This is a genomic window from Seohaeicola sp. 4SK31, assembly GCF_028802875.1.
Taxonomy (GTDB): domain Bacteria; phylum Pseudomonadota; class Alphaproteobacteria; order Rhodobacterales; family Rhodobacteraceae; genus Seohaeicola.
This window is the reverse complement of sequence record NZ_JARAMP010000027.1, coordinates 1-14,527: the sequence shown is the minus strand read 5'-3', so window position 1 is coordinate 14,527 and position 14,527 is coordinate 1. Positions and strand designations below refer to the sequence as shown.

Sequence of the window (14,527 nt, the reverse complement as noted above, 5' to 3'; positions counted from 1 at the left end):
TCTGGTCAATGGGCGGTGCGCATGGTTCCGCCCCAGGTCATTCCCGTTAAAGGTTAGCTGGCCGCGCGGCAAACCTCCACCCGTTTTGCCTCACGTCTGTATCAGGTGGGGGGAGTTACGCGATTTTTCGCAGGCCGGGTGCGGCTTATGGCGTGATGTGTCAGGGGGCGGGCAGGATGAAATGGGGCACGATCCCGGCGCTGCGGATAGCGGTGCCCACATCCAGACCCAGAAGCGCGCCAAATCCCGTGATGAGCGCGGTTTGCACGCCAGCGGCGGCCCCGCCCAGAATATCGGTTTGCAGCGTGTCGCCCACCATCACGATGCGGGCGGGATCGGTCACATCGGGGCGCGCGGCACGGGCGCGGTGAAGGGCCATGTCGAAGATCGCCGGATAGGGTTTGCCGAAGAATCGCGGGGCGATTCCGGTTTGATCGGCCAGCAGATGTGCGAAATGGCCCGGTTCAAGGGACAGCCCACCCTCGCGCGGGGCGACGATATCGGGATTGCCGACGCGCACGGGGCGCGGGTTGCGGCGCAGGCTGTCTGTCAGCAAGTGTTGGCGGTGATCGGTCCATGTGCCGGAGCCGAGAAAGGCGAAGCCTTCGGCGGCGTCATAGGCGGCAGGATCATCGCCGAGGATGGTGGCGTGCAACCCGTCCAGTTCCTCAAGCCCATAGTGCGGATCTGCCATCAGCCCCCAGTGGCGCGGCGGTTCATGGCGCAATGTCTCCAGCAGCACTTCACGGCTGGACAGGACCTGATCGGGGGCAAAGTCAAAGCCCAGCCGGACCAGCCGCGCCATCAGGATGCGTTTGGGATAGCCTGCGGCGTTCGAGACGACCATCACATGTTTGCCTGCCTTTTGCAGGGCGGTCACATGGTCCACCGCGCCGGGGATCGCGGTTTCGCCCACGTTCAGCACGCCGAAGGCATCCAGCAGGAAGATGTCATGGCTGTCGATCAATGCGGTCAGGTCCGGGGCGCTGCGTGAGGTTGCCGGAAAGTGCGCCTGCGGCAGGCGGTGACGCACGGCCTGATAGGCGGCAAAGGCCCATGCGGCGGAGGTATCTGGGGCGGCGGGGTGATCGGTCACGGACGCCTCAGGGGATGATGGCCAGCCAGAGCCAGATGGTGATGACCGAAATGCCGGTGCCCAATAGCACCGCCGAGGCGGCGACGCGCCGCGCACGGCCATACATGTTGGCGAAAATGTAGCAATTCACCCCCGGCGCCATGGCGGCGGTCAGCACGGCGGACCTGAACCCGGCCTGCCCCAGATCCGTGGCGCGGCCCATCAGCCAGACGGTCGCGGGATGCAGCAGCAGCGAGACGGCGACGACATAGCCGATCACCTTGAGATCGCCTTCGGGGCGGTAGCGGACCAGCACGCCGCCCAATCCGAAGAGCGCGGCCGGCAGGGCGGCGCGGACCATCAGGTCCAGCGTCCCGGTCACGGGCGCGGGCAGAGGGATGCCGCCAAGGTTCACGACAAAGCCCAGCAGGATGCCGAGGATCAGGGCATTGCGGAACATCGCGCGGCCCACGGTCAGGGCCAGCCGCGCCGGTGACTGCCCGGTGCCACGGGCGCGCACGATCTCCATCGCGGTGATGCCGAGGCCATAGCAGAAGGGCGAGTGCAGCGCGACAATGGCGTAATTGGCTTGCAGCGCATCCACGCCGTAAGCGCGTTCGGTGATCGGCAGCCCCAGCATCAGCGAGTTCGAGAAGAGGCAGCAAAAGCCGATGGCGACGGCATCCTCCCACTCGCGGCCAAAGATGAAACGCGCGCCCAGCATGCCCGCGAAAAACCCGGTCGCGGCACCGGTATAGAAGGACGCCAGCAGGCGCGGGTCGAAACTCTGGCCCAGATCGAGTTTGGCGATGGCGCTGAACAGCAGGCAGGGGATGGCGAAGCTTTGCGTGAAGCTCATCAGCCCATCCACGGCGCTGTCCTTGAAATAGCCCAGCCGCACGGCAAGATAGCCCATGCCGATGACGCCGAAGACCGGCAGGATCACGTCGAGAAGGGCTTGCATCAGATCGGGCCTTGGACTTGGCGGCGGCGGCCGAAGCGCTCCGCGCGGGGATATTTCGGGCAAGAAGAAGCGGCGGGGTCGGATTTTGTCAGAGAGGGTAGCGGATCACCATGCCGTCATGGGCCGGTGTGATATGGGCGGGGGTTTCGTCCGCGACGGTCTGGTAGTCGAGGTCGATATGCATGTTGGTCAGCACCGCGCGGCGGGGGGCCATCTGCGCGATCCAGCCGAGGGTCATGTCAAGATGGGCATGGGTCGGGTGCGGGGTGCGGCGCAGCGCATCGACGATCCAGCAATCCAGATTCTGCAGATGCGGCAGCGCGTCGTCATAGAGGCGCACGGCATCGGGCAGATAGGCCAGGTCGAGGATGCGGAACCCCAGAGCGTCGATCGTGCCGTGATTGGCGCGGAAGGGCGTCAGGGTGATCTCGCCGCCTTTGCCGGCGATCGTGAAGGCACCCTTTATCGTGTGCATGTCGAGGATCGGCGGATAGGGGCTGTCGGCGGGCTGCATGAAGGCATAGCCGAAGCGGGAATACAGATCGTTCTGCGTGTCGCCATCGGCCCAGACGGGCAGGCGGCGGCGCATGTTGAAGACGATCATGCGCAGGTCATCAAGGCCATGGACGTGATCGGCATGGCTGTGGGTATAGACGACGGCATCAAGCTCTCCCACGCCTGCGTCCAGCAGCTGGGCGCGCAGGTCGGGCGAGGTGTCGATCAGAACGCGGGTGGTCCCGTCCGGTCCTTCACGCTCGATCAGGAGTGAGCAGCGGCGGCGGTTGTTTTTCGGATTGGCCGGGTCGCAGTCGCCCCAATGGCCGCCAAGGCGCGGCACTCCGCCCGAGGACCCGCAGCCAAGGATGGTGAAGCGCATCTCGCTGGTCATGCGGCGGCCCTGTATTGCGCGGCCTTGGTGAAGAGGCGGTCGAAATTGGCCTGCGTGGCGGCGGCGAAATCCTTGAGCGAGAGGCCGAAGATTTCAGCCCCGGTTTCGGCGTTGTGGATGCTGTAGGCCGGTTCGTTGCGTTTGCCGCGAAAGGGTTTGGGGGCAAGATAGGGCGAGTCCGTTTCCACCAGAATACGGTCCAGCGGGGCGGCGGCGAAGATGTCGCGCAGGTCCTGACTTTTGGGGAAGGTCGCGATGCCCGACATCGACAGGTAGAACCCCAGATCGAGGGCGGCGCGCGCCAGTTCCGCGCCGGAAGAGAAACAATGCATCACGCAAGTGTAGGGACCCGCGTGAAATTCCTCTGTCAGGATGCGGGCCATGTCGTCATCGGCGGCGCGGGCGTGGATGATAAGCGGCAATCCGGTCTGGCGCGCGGCGGCGATATGGATACGCAGGCTTTCTTGCTGCTGCGCGGCGCTGTCGGCGGTGTAGTGATAGTCCAGACCCGTCTCGCCGATGCCCACACATTTGGGATGCGCGGCAATGGCGGTCAGTTGGTCCTGCGTGATCAGCGGCGTTTCGGCCACGGACATGGGATGGATGCCGAAGGTGTAGAAGACGCTGTCATGCGCTTCGGCGATGGCGCGGACGGCTGGTTCATTCCTGAGCTTTGTGCAGATCGTGACCATCCGTGTCACGCCCGCCGCATGGGCGCGCGCGATGATCGCGTCGCGTTCCCCGTCGAAATCGGGAAAGTCGAGGTGACAATGGCTGTCGGTGATCTGGAGCTGGTCGGTCATGGTCTGCCTTGCGGGCCGGATCAGCCACCCGCGGTTTTCTGAATCCTGAAGACCGTATCTAGAACAAGCGAGGCGGGGTCAAGGTTGACCGCCCGCCCATGTTGGCTGCGCGCGCTGATGGCCTGCGCGGCATCGGCCCAGGCGCGGGCGCGGGCGGGGCCGGGGGCAAGGCGGGCCATGAGGGCGGCTTCGCCGGGGGCGGCCTCGACCCTCGGCGGTTGGCTGGTCGCACCGGCGCGCGCCAGACGCGCCAGCATCAGGTCGGTCAGACCCATCAGCAGGCCGAGACGGTCCGTCGTGCCCCTTGCGGCTGTGGCATCGGCCAGACGCAAGGCGCGCGGGCGGTCCAGATCGGGCAGGCGGGAAAACAGCGCGATGAGTTCGGCGTAAATCTCCAGCCCGCCCTGGGACAAAAGGCGGATCGCTTCGCCTACCGAGCCTGCGGAAAGCTCGGTCAGCGCTGCGGTATCGGCGGGAAGGGCGATGCCGGCCTGATCAAGTGCGCGGGCCATATCATCAGCGCCCAGTGGTGCAAGGCGCAGTTCGCGGCAGCGCGAGCGGATGGTGGGCAAAAGCCCGGTAGGCTGGTGCGAGATCATCAGAAAGATGCAGCGTGCGGGCGGCTCTTCCAGCATCTTGAGCAAGGCGTTGGCGGCCTGCGGGTTCAGCTCATCTGCCGCGTCGACGATGATCACGCGGCGGCCGCCCTCGGTGGCGCTGAGTTGCAGGAAATTGGCCAGTTTGCGGACCATGTCGACGCGGATGTCGTTGGACAGCTTGTCGCCCTTGTCCGTCGGCCCGCGGCGCAGCAGGAACAGGCCCGGTTCCGACAAAGCGCGCATCCGGCGGCTGACGGGATGTTCGGGGTCCACGTCGAGGCTGGTGGGCGGGGGCGGCGCGTCAAACAGGCTGGGGCCGTCCTCCACGGGGGTGGCCAGCAGGAAGCGCGCGATGCGCCATGCCAATGTGGCTTTGCCCACGCCGCGCGGCCCGGTCAACAGCCACGCGTGGTGCATCCGGCCCGCGGTATGGGCTTGCAGAAAGCCCGCTTCGGCGGTGGATTGCCCGAAAAGGGCCTGTGTATCGCGGGGATGGGGAGCCCCCTCCAGCGCATCGGGTTCGGGCAGGGTATCGTCGCTCATGCCGCCTGCGTCCCGTCCAGATGGGCGTCCACGATCCGGGCCACCTCTGCGGCGACATCCTCGGGCGCGCGGGCACCGTCCACCACGCGGATGCGGTCAGGCGCGGCGCGGGCAAGGTCAAGGAAACCTTGACGCATCTGCGCCTGCATCGCCTGTCCGAAGGACTCGAACCGCTCTTCGCCGCCATTGCGCCCCAGCGCGCGGGACAGGCCTGTTTCCGGGTCCATGTCGATCAGCAGGGTCAGATCAGGGTCCTGCCCGATCATCAGGTCATGCAGGCTGTCCACCATCCGGCGCAGGCCATCGCCGCGCAACCCCTGATACATGCGGGTGGAATCGGCGAAACGGTCGCAGATCACGATCTTGCCGGATGCCAGCGCGGGGCGGATCGTGCGTTCCAGATGATCCCGGCGGGCGGCGGTGAACAGAAGGATCTCGGTCTCGGCCGACCAGCGGTCGGGCGGGCCTTCCAGCACCAGCTTGCGGATCTCCTCGGCCCCGGGCGAGCCGCCGGGTTCGCGGGTCAGCACGACGCTGCGGCCCTGATCCTGCAAACGCGCCGCCAGAAGCCGCGCCTGTGTGGATTTGCCCGAGCCGTCAATCCCTTCAAAGCTGATGAACCCGCCCCGCGGGATCAAGAGTTGCCCCCTGTTGCGGCGTCAGCGGCATCTGCCGGAGGCTGGGTGAAGCGTTCGATGAGCACTTGCGTCGTGGTCAGCACACGGGTGGTGAACCCGCCCAGCGGCACGTCGCGATCCGCCACCAGCGGCACGCGCACGGGATCAAGACCGTCGCGCGTCAGGATCATCTCGCCCAGTTGCTGGCCCTTGGTCACGGGGGCGTGGACCGGGCCATCATGCACGATCTCGGCCTCGACCTGATCGCTGGACAGGGCGGGCAGCAACAGCGAGACATCGGTTTCGGGCACAAGTCCCACCTTTATCTGGTCCCCCCGCCAAACGTCGGCCTCGGCGATGACCTCTCCGGCGCTGGCGACCTTGCGCTCGGTAAACTGGCGAAAGGCCCAGTTGACGATAGCCGCCGACTCCTCCGCCCGGATCTGGTCCGTCTCCATGCCGCTGATCACGAAGATCACGCGACGGTCGCCTTGCGCGGCGGATCCCACCAGACCGAAGCCTGCTTCCTGCGTATGCCCGGTCTTCAGGCCGTCAGCACCGATATCCAGCTGAAACAAGGGGTTGCGGTTGAAGCGATTGGCTGGCGCGCGGCCTTTGTAGTCATACTCACGTTCGTTGAAATACAGGTAGAGTTCGGGGAAATCCTCGATCAGGTGTTGCGCCAACAGGCCCAGATCGCGCATCGACATGCGGTGCTGCGGATGCGGCCAGCCCGAGGCATTGGCCAGCGTGGTGTCCTTCATCCCCAGTTCGCGGGCGCGCTGTGTCATCAGGGCGGCAAAGCCGTCCTCGGTCCCGGTGGGCGACAACCCTTCGGCCACCACGACACAGGCGTCATTGCCCGAATTCACGATGATGCCCAGAATCAACTCGCGCACAGTGGGGCGGTCCTGTTCATTCAAGAACATGGTCGAGCCCCCCATGGCACGGGCGCGGGCCGAGACCGGGAAGGTCGTGTCCATGGTGACCGTGCCACGCTCAAGCGCTTCGAACAGCATATAAAGCGTCATCAGCTTGGACATGGACGCGGGCGGCAAAGGTGTTTCCGCGTTCTTGGACAAAAGCACCGTGCCCGTGGTCTGATCCAGCACCCATGCCGCCCCGGCGCGCGTGTCGAAGGCCTGTGCGGCGGTGGACGACAGCAGGACGGGCAGCAAGGCTGCCGCGAAAAGGCGGCGCAGGCGAAGGGGGGTGAAAAGCGTCATCGGTGATGAAACCTCCGGTCAGGTGTCTCAGTTGGTGACGGCATAGGCGTCGGTGAAGCCTTCCTGCTTGATCTTGCCCAGCAGGGTGCTGCGCTCGGACGCAGAGGCGGCGGGTCCGACCAGCACCCGCCAGAAGGTCTTGCCCTGGCTGGATTGCTGCTTGACCTGCGGCACCATGCCCGCGTTGCGCATGGCGGTGGCGGCGCGGTTGGCATTGGCCTCGACGCTGAAGATCCCGATCTGCAGGAACGGCTTGTCGAGGGTCGAGGTTCCGGACGGGGCCGGCGGTGGCGCAACCGGCGCAGGGGGCGGGTTCACGGGGGCCGCGGCCGGAGCAGGCGATGGTTGCGGCGCCGCTTCGATGGCGGCGGCAGCGGAGGCGATGGGGTCCAGCCGGGACTCGGTCACGTCGGAGGGCGGTGGCACGGCTGCGGCTCCCGCATCATCGGCCATGTCCTCGGCGGGGGCGGCGTCCGGCACTTCCTCGCGCCGCAGGGCGGTGACGTTCAACTGCACGGGCTGACCGGCCAACATGCCAAGGGTGGCGGCTGCATCGGACGAAACCTGCACGCGTGGGCCGGGAGTGTCGACCTCGCGCCGGAACAGCGCGCCGATCACGAAAGTGCCGTTGGTCGTGTTGCGGATGATCACCCGCTCGGGCTCGGTCACATCGGGGTGGGCGACCCAGACGCCGCCCAGCGAAGGACGCCCGTCCCAGAGACCCGCTTCGGTGACCTGAAACACATCGGGTGCCTCGACATCACGCTCGACCAGCCGCACCGAACGGTTCGCATCTGCGCCCTGCTGCGCCGCGCCCCGACCCTGAAACAGCGCCATCTGCCCGTTCTCGTCGCAGGCTGCCAGAGCCATCAGCCCCACGCCAGCCAGTAAAGCCGCGCGCATCCTGCGTGGAAACATGCCCGTCGCCGTGCTTGTCAAAATGATACTTGTCATGCCTTGCCCCTTGCCCTGCCGCCTCTGTGCCGTTTCGACAGGTCCCGCCGGTTTTCCGGTCCTTCTGTCACTGATCCCGGCGGGCGTGACCCCGCGCCGCCGGACGGCTTGGCGCGCAGTCTAGCGGTAACCGCGCCTCAAGAAAAGTGTATCCCGAAGCCCTTGGGCAGATTGGGCGAAAAACCCCGATGGCTTGGTGCTTTCAGAATCAGATCGCGCGGTTTAGATGAGCTCCGTTGCAAGAGCGATGGAATGGTTTATTTCGCCGCTCCTGACAACTTGCGCTTGAAGGACCAGTTGAAGGAATTTAGGGAAAAGAGCCGATGCTTGCGTCGGGTCAAGGTTGTGACGGCTGGCTGAAATGCAGCGCAGCTTCAACTGCCGCGAGATACGGATGGGTGGCCGAGTGGTTTAAGGCTCTAGTCTTGAAAACTAGCGTGCGGGGAACCGTACCGTGGGTTCGAATCCCACCCCATCCGCCACCCACCCCTGTCTCTGCCCCCAGTTTACGCAATTCGCGAATATTCCCACGCGATTTCCGTGCCTTGCGCGCGTTACTCTTGCAGAGAGACGGCGCAATACGCCCCTTCCTCTGTCATTTGTCCGGTCAGTCTCAGCGGCGCCTGCGCCTCGGTTCGGTTTCACCTGCGCTTTCAAAGAACAGGGAATTTACAGGGAATTTGCATCATTTCCGACTGGCGCCATGCCCGTCACTGGCGGCCGTGACCCGCCGGTTTTCCCGTCGGGATTGGATTTCAGCTTGTTGTGAGAGTGAGAGCTCTACCAACGAGCGCCCGGTGAGCGCGTTGGGCTCCTTCGTTGATCCTGATACACCGGAATTCCGATGTCCCCGCTTCACACGAAGCCGAAGAGCTGCGCCTGGGCGTCCCAATCGAGGGGCACGCCGGTCCGGACGATGCGCGCGAGCGTCAGGTCCGGCGGTTGCGTACCGGCAAGGATCGCACTCTGGATGGAGGGGGCCAGGAAGGCGAGGGGCGCGCGGGTGCGTATATAGGCTTCTGAATGACCGGCGTCGCGGGCCACCTCTGCCAAGGGCGTGCCGGCTCTCAGGCGATCCATCCAGAGATGGGCCTGGGCGAGGACGCGCAGCAAGGTCGGATCTGGCCGTGGCGCCATCTGCCCCGCCGCGATGCGGGTCTCGACGCCGCGGCGGCGCAGCTGGAATGGGGCGCGGATAGTGAGGAATGTCGGAGCCAGGTCCTGCGGATCGACGCCGATGTTCTCCGCCAGGAAGGGCGCGGCAAGCTGCAGATGCAGGCTTGGCGGGGCCACCTGACCGGACTTTAGCAGGGAGGAGACCGCGGCACTCCCTTCGGCGCGGAGGGTGGAGACCAGCGCCAACATGGCCTTTGAGACCTGTGCGGCTGTCATTGCATCAGGCATTGCCAGGATGGCGTGGGTCTCCTCCGCCGTTTCCAGATGGGTGAGAATGATCCCAAACACGGTCTGTTCGAGCGCGGAAGCTGGCAGGCGCCAACCGGTGGGATCGGTGCCGCCGGAAACAAGGCGGTTGGAGATATAGTATCGAAACAGCCGCCCCTTGCGCCGCGTATGGCTTGGCGTCAGCCGATCGCCCGTCTCATCGCGAAGCAGACCCGTGAGGGGCGCGGAGGGCACTCCGGAAAGATCAGCCACAGCAGGATTGACTGCGCCGTGTCGCACCCGCTGGCTGGCCTGCTGCAACTTGTCCTGCACCCTATTCCAGAGGGTTTCATCGATGATGGCCGGATGCTTGCCGGGATAGACCTCAGTCTTGTGGCGGATCTTGCCGCGATAGACGGGATTGGTGAGCAGGTAATGAAGTTGTCCCCGTGACAGGGGCTTCCCGCCTGTGACGGTTCCGTCCGCCGCGAACCGGCGTTTGGAGGTCAGGCCCTGTGCCTTGGCGGTTGCCTCGAGATCGACCAGTGCGCCACAGTTCTCATAGAGCGCGAACAGTGTCTGCACCGCCACGGCTTCCTCCGGGTTCGGCACGAGGCTGCGCTGCAGCGGGTCGGGGTGCGGATCATAGCCCAGCGGGACGGTTCCCCCCATCCACAGGCCCTTCTTCTTGGAGGCGGCAATCTTGTCGCGGATCCGTTCCGCGGTGACCTCGCGTTCGAACTGGGCGAAGGAGAGCAGGACGTTGAGGGTAAGCCGGCCCATGGAGGAGGAGGTGTTGAAGGCCTGGGTGACGGAGACGAAGGAGCAGTTGGCCGCATCGAGCCGTTCGACCAGCTTGGCGAAGTCGGCCAGCGACCGGGTCAGGCGGTCGATCTTGTAGACCACCACCATGCCGATGCGCCCTGCGTCGACATCGCAGAGCAACTGCTGCAGGGCCGGGCGATCCAAGGTGCCACCGGAGAGCCCGCCGTCATCGTAGCGGGCGGGCAGGAGCCTCCAGCCCTCGTGGCGCTGGCTGGCGATATAGGCGGCACAGGCCTCGTATTGGGCATCCAGGGAGTTGAAGCCCTGCTCAAGACCGTCATCGGTGGATTTGCGCGTGTAGATGGCGCAGCAGATCTGCGGGCGGGCGGTCACTTGGTGGCCCGACCCTGTTTGGAGGCTTTGCCGCCTTGTACCGGCCCGAAGAAGCGGGGCCCGGACCACTGCGCGCCAGTGATCGCGCGAGCGATGGCGGAGAGCGAGCGGTGGTGTTGCCCCTTCCAGAGATAGCCTGGCTCGGTGACGTCGACCACATGGGTAACGCCATTCCAGACCCGCAGGTAGCGGCCGCCCGGCTGCAGGGTCGGCGTGGGGCTGCTGTTCTTGCCCACCGCAATCCGCAGGAGCCTGGCCTTGAGAGACACGGGCAGCGGGACGGTCGCGCGCGCCTGCATCTCGAAGGCGATGAAGCGGCGCAGGAAGACCTGGCTCATGTTGGGCGGTGGAGGCGCCCCGAACAGGTCGGTCCAGAGCGTGATCAGCTCCGGCCTGCCGGTGCTCTCGAGGCTGATCCAGGGACGATGTGAGGAGACGGGTGATTCGGTCATGGCGCGGCTTCCTGTCAGATCGGAGTGCCGCATCTTACGACCATCCGTACTGACCGGAGCGTGAGAGTATCACGCCTGTGATACTGAGCCATCGAGACGCCCTGAAGTCCAGTCAAATACCAGTATTTATTGCTGAATTTGCTTGCCAAGATGATCGTCTTGGAGCTGTAGTTACGGCATCGCAGGACTCGAACATAAAGTGAACGCGCGCTGCGGAACTAGCTGCAATCAACACCGGCCCCTCGGGGCCGACCCGGTCCGCACGAGAGTGTGGGCCGGAGTAGAGAAAGGTTTGTCTATGACAAAGAAGCTGGAATACCTCCCTCCTGAATCTCTTGTTCCCTTTCCCAGGAATGCACGGACGCATTCCCGCAAGCAGATCCAGCAGATCGCTCAGAGCATCACGACCTTCGGGTTCACGGTGCCTGTTCTGATCGACGGCGCAGGCATGATCCTGGCGGGCCATGCCCGCATTGAGGCGGCGCGGTCGCTGGGCATGGCGGAAGTCCCCTGCGTCCGGGTTGAACACCTGACGGCGGCACAGAAGCGGGCCTATATCTTGGCGGATAACAAGCTGGCTTCGAATGCGGGCTGGGACGAGGACTTGCTGGCGAGCGAGTTGCTGGAGTTGACGGCAGATCCCGACCTTGACTTCGATCTCGGGGTGACCGGCTTCTCCATTCATGAGGTCGATATGTACGTTGACGGGCTGGCCCCTGAAGAACCCGGCGATCCCGCGGATGACATCCTGCCCGCCGATCTGCCGCGGCGCTGTGCACCGGGTGATGTCTGGCAGTTGGGGCGCCATCGTCTGATCTGCGGTGATGCGCTGGATTCCGCGGTGATTGACCAGCTGATGGACGGGGAGCAGGCCCGGATGGTGTTCACCGATCCGCCTTACAACGTGCCGATCGATGGCCATGTGGGCAACCTCGGCAAGATCAGGCATCGAGAGTTCGCGATGGCGGCTGGCGAGATGAGCGGCGAAGAGTTCACGGGCTTTCTGACCGAAGCGATGCGCCAGTTGCATGAGCATGCGATGGACGGATCCATCCACTTCATCTGCATGGACTGGCGGCACATGGGCGAGATTCTGGCCGCAGGGGCAGCAGTTTATGCCGAGCTGAAGAACATGATCGTTTGGGTCAAGGATAATGGGGGGATGGGCAGCTTCTATCGCTCCCGCCACGAGCTGATCTTCGTGTTCAAGAAGGGCACGGCGGCACATGTAAACACGTTCGAGTTGGGGCAGCATGGGCGCTACCGCACCAATGTCTGGGAATACCGGGGCGTGAACACGCGCCGGGCAGGGCGGATGGAGGAGCTTGCGCTGCACCCGACGGTCAAGCCGGTGCAGATGATTGCCGATGCGATCCGGGATGTCTCGGGGCGTGGCGATATCGTGCTCGATATCTTCGGCGGCTCCGGCTCGACGCTGATCGCTGCCGATAAGACGGGGCGACGGGGGTATCTCTGCGAACTTGATCCGATCTATTGCGACCGGACCCTGGCGCGGTGGGAGGCCTATGCAAAGGACGAGGCGGTGCAACTGGTCTGCGGCTGGCCGCGCGCATCTGCTGCCGCAGAGGGCTTGAGGGCGGCGGAATGAGCAAGAATGCTGACGACAATCTTGGCCTGAGCCTGTCCAGGCTGCAGCTTGGGTCCCATGAGGTCGGCTACGGGCGACCACCTGCGGCGACACGGTTCGTCAAAGGCCAGTCCGGCAATCCTGCGGGGCGGCCGCGCGGATCCAAGAACAAGCCTGCAGAGCTGGATGGCTATGATCTCCGTCACATTGTTCTGGCCGAGGCCAATCGGGCGATCGAGATCAATGAACGGGACGAGGTCGTGACGATCCCGATGGCGCAGGCCGTGATGCGCAAGATCGGGATCGATGCGATGAAAGGCCGACCCCGTGCGCAGGAGTTGTTCATCAAGACGATCGACAAGGCGCGAGACGAAAGCATTCAGTTGCATGAGCGCCATCTTCAGGTGGTCTGCGAATATAAAGCGTTTTGGGAACAGGAACTGGACCGCCGCGCGCGCCTTGGCATCACCCATCTGCCGGAACCGCTGCCACATCCCGATGACATCGTGATCGATCTTCAGACGGGCGAGGTTGAATACCATGGGCCCAGGACCCGGGAAGAAGAAGCGCAGTACGAAGCTCTTCGAAAGCAATTGATCAAGCTGCAGGATGGGCTGCCTGACTTGGATGCAATATTGAAGAAAAGGCGTTCCCCTGCACAACGTAAGGATCTTGAGCAGATGAAACAGACCGTCCTGGAGCGGATCGCGTTGATCGAGACGGTGCTTCCGGCCGCCTATGTCGCGCGCAAGGGCAAGGCAGAGGCAGCGTCACAAGAGTGACGACGCTGCCTGCGTGAGGCGCGATCCCCAAGCCAGCTTCTCGCGCCAGGCGGCAGGAATGCCCGCTTCACCGTAAAGCGCCCCCGCCAATTGGCCGGCGATGGCCCCCGTGGTGTCAGCGTCTTCGCCAAGGTTGGCGGCCAGCAGCACGGCGCCCCGGTAATCCCCGGTCCGCGCCACGCTCCAGAGCGAGGCCTCAAGCGAGTGGGCCACATAGCCGGAGGCGCGTATGTCCTCGCGTGCCTGGCCGCGCCAGGATCCGGCCATGATGGGTTTGATCTTGCCTGCAAAAGCCTCCTCGCGGCTACGCAGGACCTCCGATCTTTTTGCGCCTGCAATGGCATCCGCCAGGACCTCGGCATAGGCCACGCAGGCGTCCACCGCTTCGGGGGCAGCATGGGTGGTCCTGCTTTGCCGCGCGGCAACATCGCGCAATACGCTGCGTGTCTCGAAGTGACGAATGGCGACGGGGGCGAGCCGCATAAGGCTGCCGTTGCCCGCGCTCATCGGATCCGTCGCTCCGGCAAAGGGATCTCCTGTCTTCTGCCACCGGGCCAGGGCCTGCCGGGTGGTGATCCCGATGTCGAAACACTGCCCGGTGCAGGAATAGGTCCCGGTCTGATACCAGTCCACGAAACGCTGCATAAGGTCGGTCTCGTCAATATCTGGGTTCTGCTGCAGGCTGTCGGCGAGAGCCAGGGCCATCGCGGTATCATCCGTCCATTGTCCGGGCTTCAGGCCGAAAGGCCCGCCGCCGACCATGTCCTGAAGCTGCGGATAGGTATCGCGCGGCTTGAACTCGAGCGTCGTGCCTACGGCGTCGCCGACAGCAAGGCCCAGTAGCGCGCCGATCGCGCGATCGCGGATCGCATCCGCAGAGGTTGCAGGTTCCTGCTCGGGAACCGCCTGTTGCGCCATGACATAGTCCAGTTGCGCGCTGGTCTCGATGGCCCCGGGTCGAACGCTCCGCACGGCCTTTACCGCCTCTGCCGGGGCTACGCCCAATTCGACCATCAGTCTGGCCGCAATGGTGCCGGCGCGTCCCAGGCCGCCTTTACAGTGCACAAGCACATCAAACCCGGCGCGCAGTCGGTTCATCAGGTCCGGGCCGACGGTCTTCCATTGCTGCTCGAATGCCGCATCCGGCACGGAGACATCCGGGATCGGCAGGTTAAACCAGTCCATGTGACGGGCGCGCACCTGCGCACCCATGTCCGTGACTTTGAGAGTGGCAAGTTCATGGTCCTCGATCAGCGTGAGGACCGCGACAGCGCCCCAAGTGGACACGGCGTCCAGATCCAGCCCTAGGTCGCGCTGCCAACTGCCCGACATCGCGCCGGGCTGCACCTTGCCAGGGCAGAAGGTGATGCCAGAGGTGGTTCGGTTGATCTGAACAGTTTCCAGGCGTTTCGTAAGTGGTTTTCCGCCTTGGTTATGCCGCTACCGCCTCGGGGCGCGGCTGGTTGAAGTAGGCCTGATCGGGGGTTTTCCCGT

13 protein-coding genes and 1 tRNA gene are annotated in these 14,527 nt (G+C 64.7%); 3 read left to right on the top strand and 11 right to left on the bottom strand.

Translation table 11 applies throughout. The features are described from left to right. Positions 1-160: 160 nt before the first annotated feature. The 8 genes from PVW27_RS18170 to PVW27_RS18135 form a co-directional block, all read right to left on the bottom strand. The gene (locus tag PVW27_RS18170) at positions 161-1,096 is read right to left on the bottom strand and encodes an HAD-IIA family hydrolase (protein WP_274560170.1); all 936 of its coding nucleotides are present in this window, start codon (positions 1,094-1,096) and stop codon (positions 161-163) included. Between the two features lie 7 nt (positions 1,097-1,103). After that, positions 1,104-2,039 (bottom strand): AEC family transporter, encoded by a 936-nt coding sequence (locus PVW27_RS18165; RefSeq protein ID WP_274560168.1) that lies wholly within the window; start codon positions 2,037-2,039, stop codon positions 1,104-1,106. An 88-nt stretch (positions 2,040-2,127) separates the two neighbouring features. Further along, positions 2,128-2,928 carry an MBL fold metallo-hydrolase gene (locus PVW27_RS18160; RefSeq protein ID WP_274560166.1) on the bottom strand — a complete coding sequence of 267 codons (801 nt, stop codon included), beginning with the start codon at positions 2,926-2,928 and terminating at the stop codon, positions 2,128-2,130. Continuing rightward, positions 2,925-3,731, bottom strand: a complete 807-nt coding sequence (locus PVW27_RS18155) for a TatD family hydrolase (RefSeq protein ID WP_274560165.1) — start codon at positions 3,729-3,731, stop codon at positions 2,925-2,927. The genes PVW27_RS18160 and PVW27_RS18155 overlap by 4 nt, the downstream gene beginning before the upstream one ends. A gap of 20 nt (positions 3,732-3,751) precedes the next feature. Then, the gene (locus PVW27_RS18150) at positions 3,752-4,873 is read right to left on the bottom strand and encodes a DNA polymerase III subunit delta' (RefSeq protein WP_274560163.1); all 1,122 of its coding nucleotides are present in this window, start codon (positions 4,871-4,873) and stop codon (positions 3,752-3,754) included. Continuing rightward, positions 4,870-5,511: a dTMP kinase gene (gene tmk / locus PVW27_RS18145; RefSeq protein WP_274560161.1), complete on the bottom strand. Its 642-nt coding sequence runs from the start codon at positions 5,509-5,511 to the stop codon at positions 4,870-4,872. The genes PVW27_RS18150 and tmk overlap by 4 nt, the downstream gene beginning before the upstream one ends. Then, the gene (locus tag PVW27_RS18140; protein WP_274560159.1) at positions 5,508-6,716 is read right to left on the bottom strand and encodes a D-alanyl-D-alanine carboxypeptidase family protein; all 1,209 of its coding nucleotides are present in this window, start codon (positions 6,714-6,716) and stop codon (positions 5,508-5,510) included. The genes tmk and PVW27_RS18140 overlap by 4 nt, the downstream gene beginning before the upstream one ends. 27 nt (positions 6,717-6,743) lie before the next feature. Continuing rightward, positions 6,744-7,670, bottom strand: a complete 927-nt coding sequence (locus tag PVW27_RS18135) for an SPOR domain-containing protein (protein ID WP_432762097.1) — start codon at positions 7,668-7,670, stop codon at positions 6,744-6,746. Positions 7,671-8,062: 392 nt separating this feature from the next. Between PVW27_RS18135 and PVW27_RS18130 the strand changes: the two genes are divergently transcribed. Next, positions 8,063-8,152: transfer RNA gene (locus PVW27_RS18130), tRNA-Ser, on the top strand. Between the two features lie 373 nt (positions 8,153-8,525). Here the strand turns inward: PVW27_RS18130 and PVW27_RS18125 are convergent. Together PVW27_RS18125 and PVW27_RS18120 are read right to left on the bottom strand one after the other, a co-directional pair. Further along, a complete protein-coding gene (locus PVW27_RS18125; protein WP_274560157.1) occupies positions 8,526-10,211 on the bottom strand; it encodes a recombinase family protein in 1,686 nt (561 codons plus the stop codon). Beyond that, positions 10,208-10,663, bottom strand: a complete 456-nt coding sequence (locus PVW27_RS18120; protein ID WP_274560155.1) for a DUF2924 domain-containing protein — start codon at positions 10,661-10,663, stop codon at positions 10,208-10,210. The genes PVW27_RS18125 and PVW27_RS18120 overlap by 4 nt, the downstream gene beginning before the upstream one ends. 298 nt (positions 10,664-10,961) lie before the next feature. On the opposite strand from PVW27_RS18120, the gene PVW27_RS18115 reads away from it, so the two are divergent. Next, complete coding sequence (locus PVW27_RS18115; protein ID WP_274560154.1) at positions 10,962-12,272, top strand: site-specific DNA-methyltransferase; 1,311 nt, start codon at positions 10,962-10,964, stop codon at positions 12,270-12,272. Next, on the top strand, positions 12,269-13,033 hold the full coding sequence (locus PVW27_RS18110; protein WP_274560152.1) for a DUF5681 domain-containing protein: 765 nt from the start codon (positions 12,269-12,271) through the stop codon (positions 13,031-13,033). The genes PVW27_RS18115 and PVW27_RS18110 overlap by 4 nt, the downstream gene beginning before the upstream one ends. Here the strand turns inward: PVW27_RS18110 and PVW27_RS18105 are convergent. Then, on the bottom strand, positions 13,022-14,380 hold the full coding sequence (locus PVW27_RS18105; protein ID WP_432762096.1) for an ADP-ribosylglycohydrolase family protein: 1,359 nt from the start codon (positions 14,378-14,380) through the stop codon (positions 13,022-13,024). The genes PVW27_RS18110 and PVW27_RS18105 overlap by 12 nt on opposite strands. Positions 14,381-14,527 lie beyond the last annotated feature (147 nt).

What these genes read in the sequence shown, in the direction of transcription:
- PVW27_RS18165 (WP_274560168.1), bottom strand. Translation starts at nt 2,039, where the DNA reads ATGCAAGCCCTTCTCGACGTGATCCTGCCGGTCTTCGGCGTCATCGGC.
- PVW27_RS18160 (WP_274560166.1), bottom strand. Translation starts at nt 2,928, where the DNA reads ATGACCAGCGAGATGCGCTTCACCATCCTTGGCTGCGGGTCCTCGGGC.
- PVW27_RS18155 (WP_274560165.1), bottom strand. Translation starts at nt 3,731, where the DNA reads ATGACCGACCAGCTCCAGATCACCGACAGCCATTGTCACCTCGACTTT.
- PVW27_RS18150 (WP_274560163.1), bottom strand. Translation starts at nt 4,873, where the DNA reads ATGAGCGACGATACCCTGCCCGAACCCGATGCGCTGGAGGGGGCTCCC.
- PVW27_RS18140 (WP_274560159.1), bottom strand. Translation starts at nt 6,716, where the DNA reads ATGACGCTTTTCACCCCCCTTCGCCTGCGCCGCCTTTTCGCGGCAGCC.
- PVW27_RS18135 (WP_432762097.1), bottom strand. Translation starts at nt 7,670, where the DNA reads ATGACAAGTATCATTTTGACAAGCACGGCGACGGGCATGTTTCCACGC.
- PVW27_RS18120 (WP_274560155.1), bottom strand. Translation starts at nt 10,663, where the DNA reads ATGACCGAATCACCCGTCTCCTCACATCGTCCCTGGATCAGCCTCGAG.
- PVW27_RS18115 (WP_274560154.1), top strand. Translation starts at nt 10,962, where the DNA reads ATGACAAAGAAGCTGGAATACCTCCCTCCTGAATCTCTTGTTCCCTTT.
- PVW27_RS18110 (WP_274560152.1), top strand. Translation starts at nt 12,269, where the DNA reads ATGAGCAAGAATGCTGACGACAATCTTGGCCTGAGCCTGTCCAGGCTG.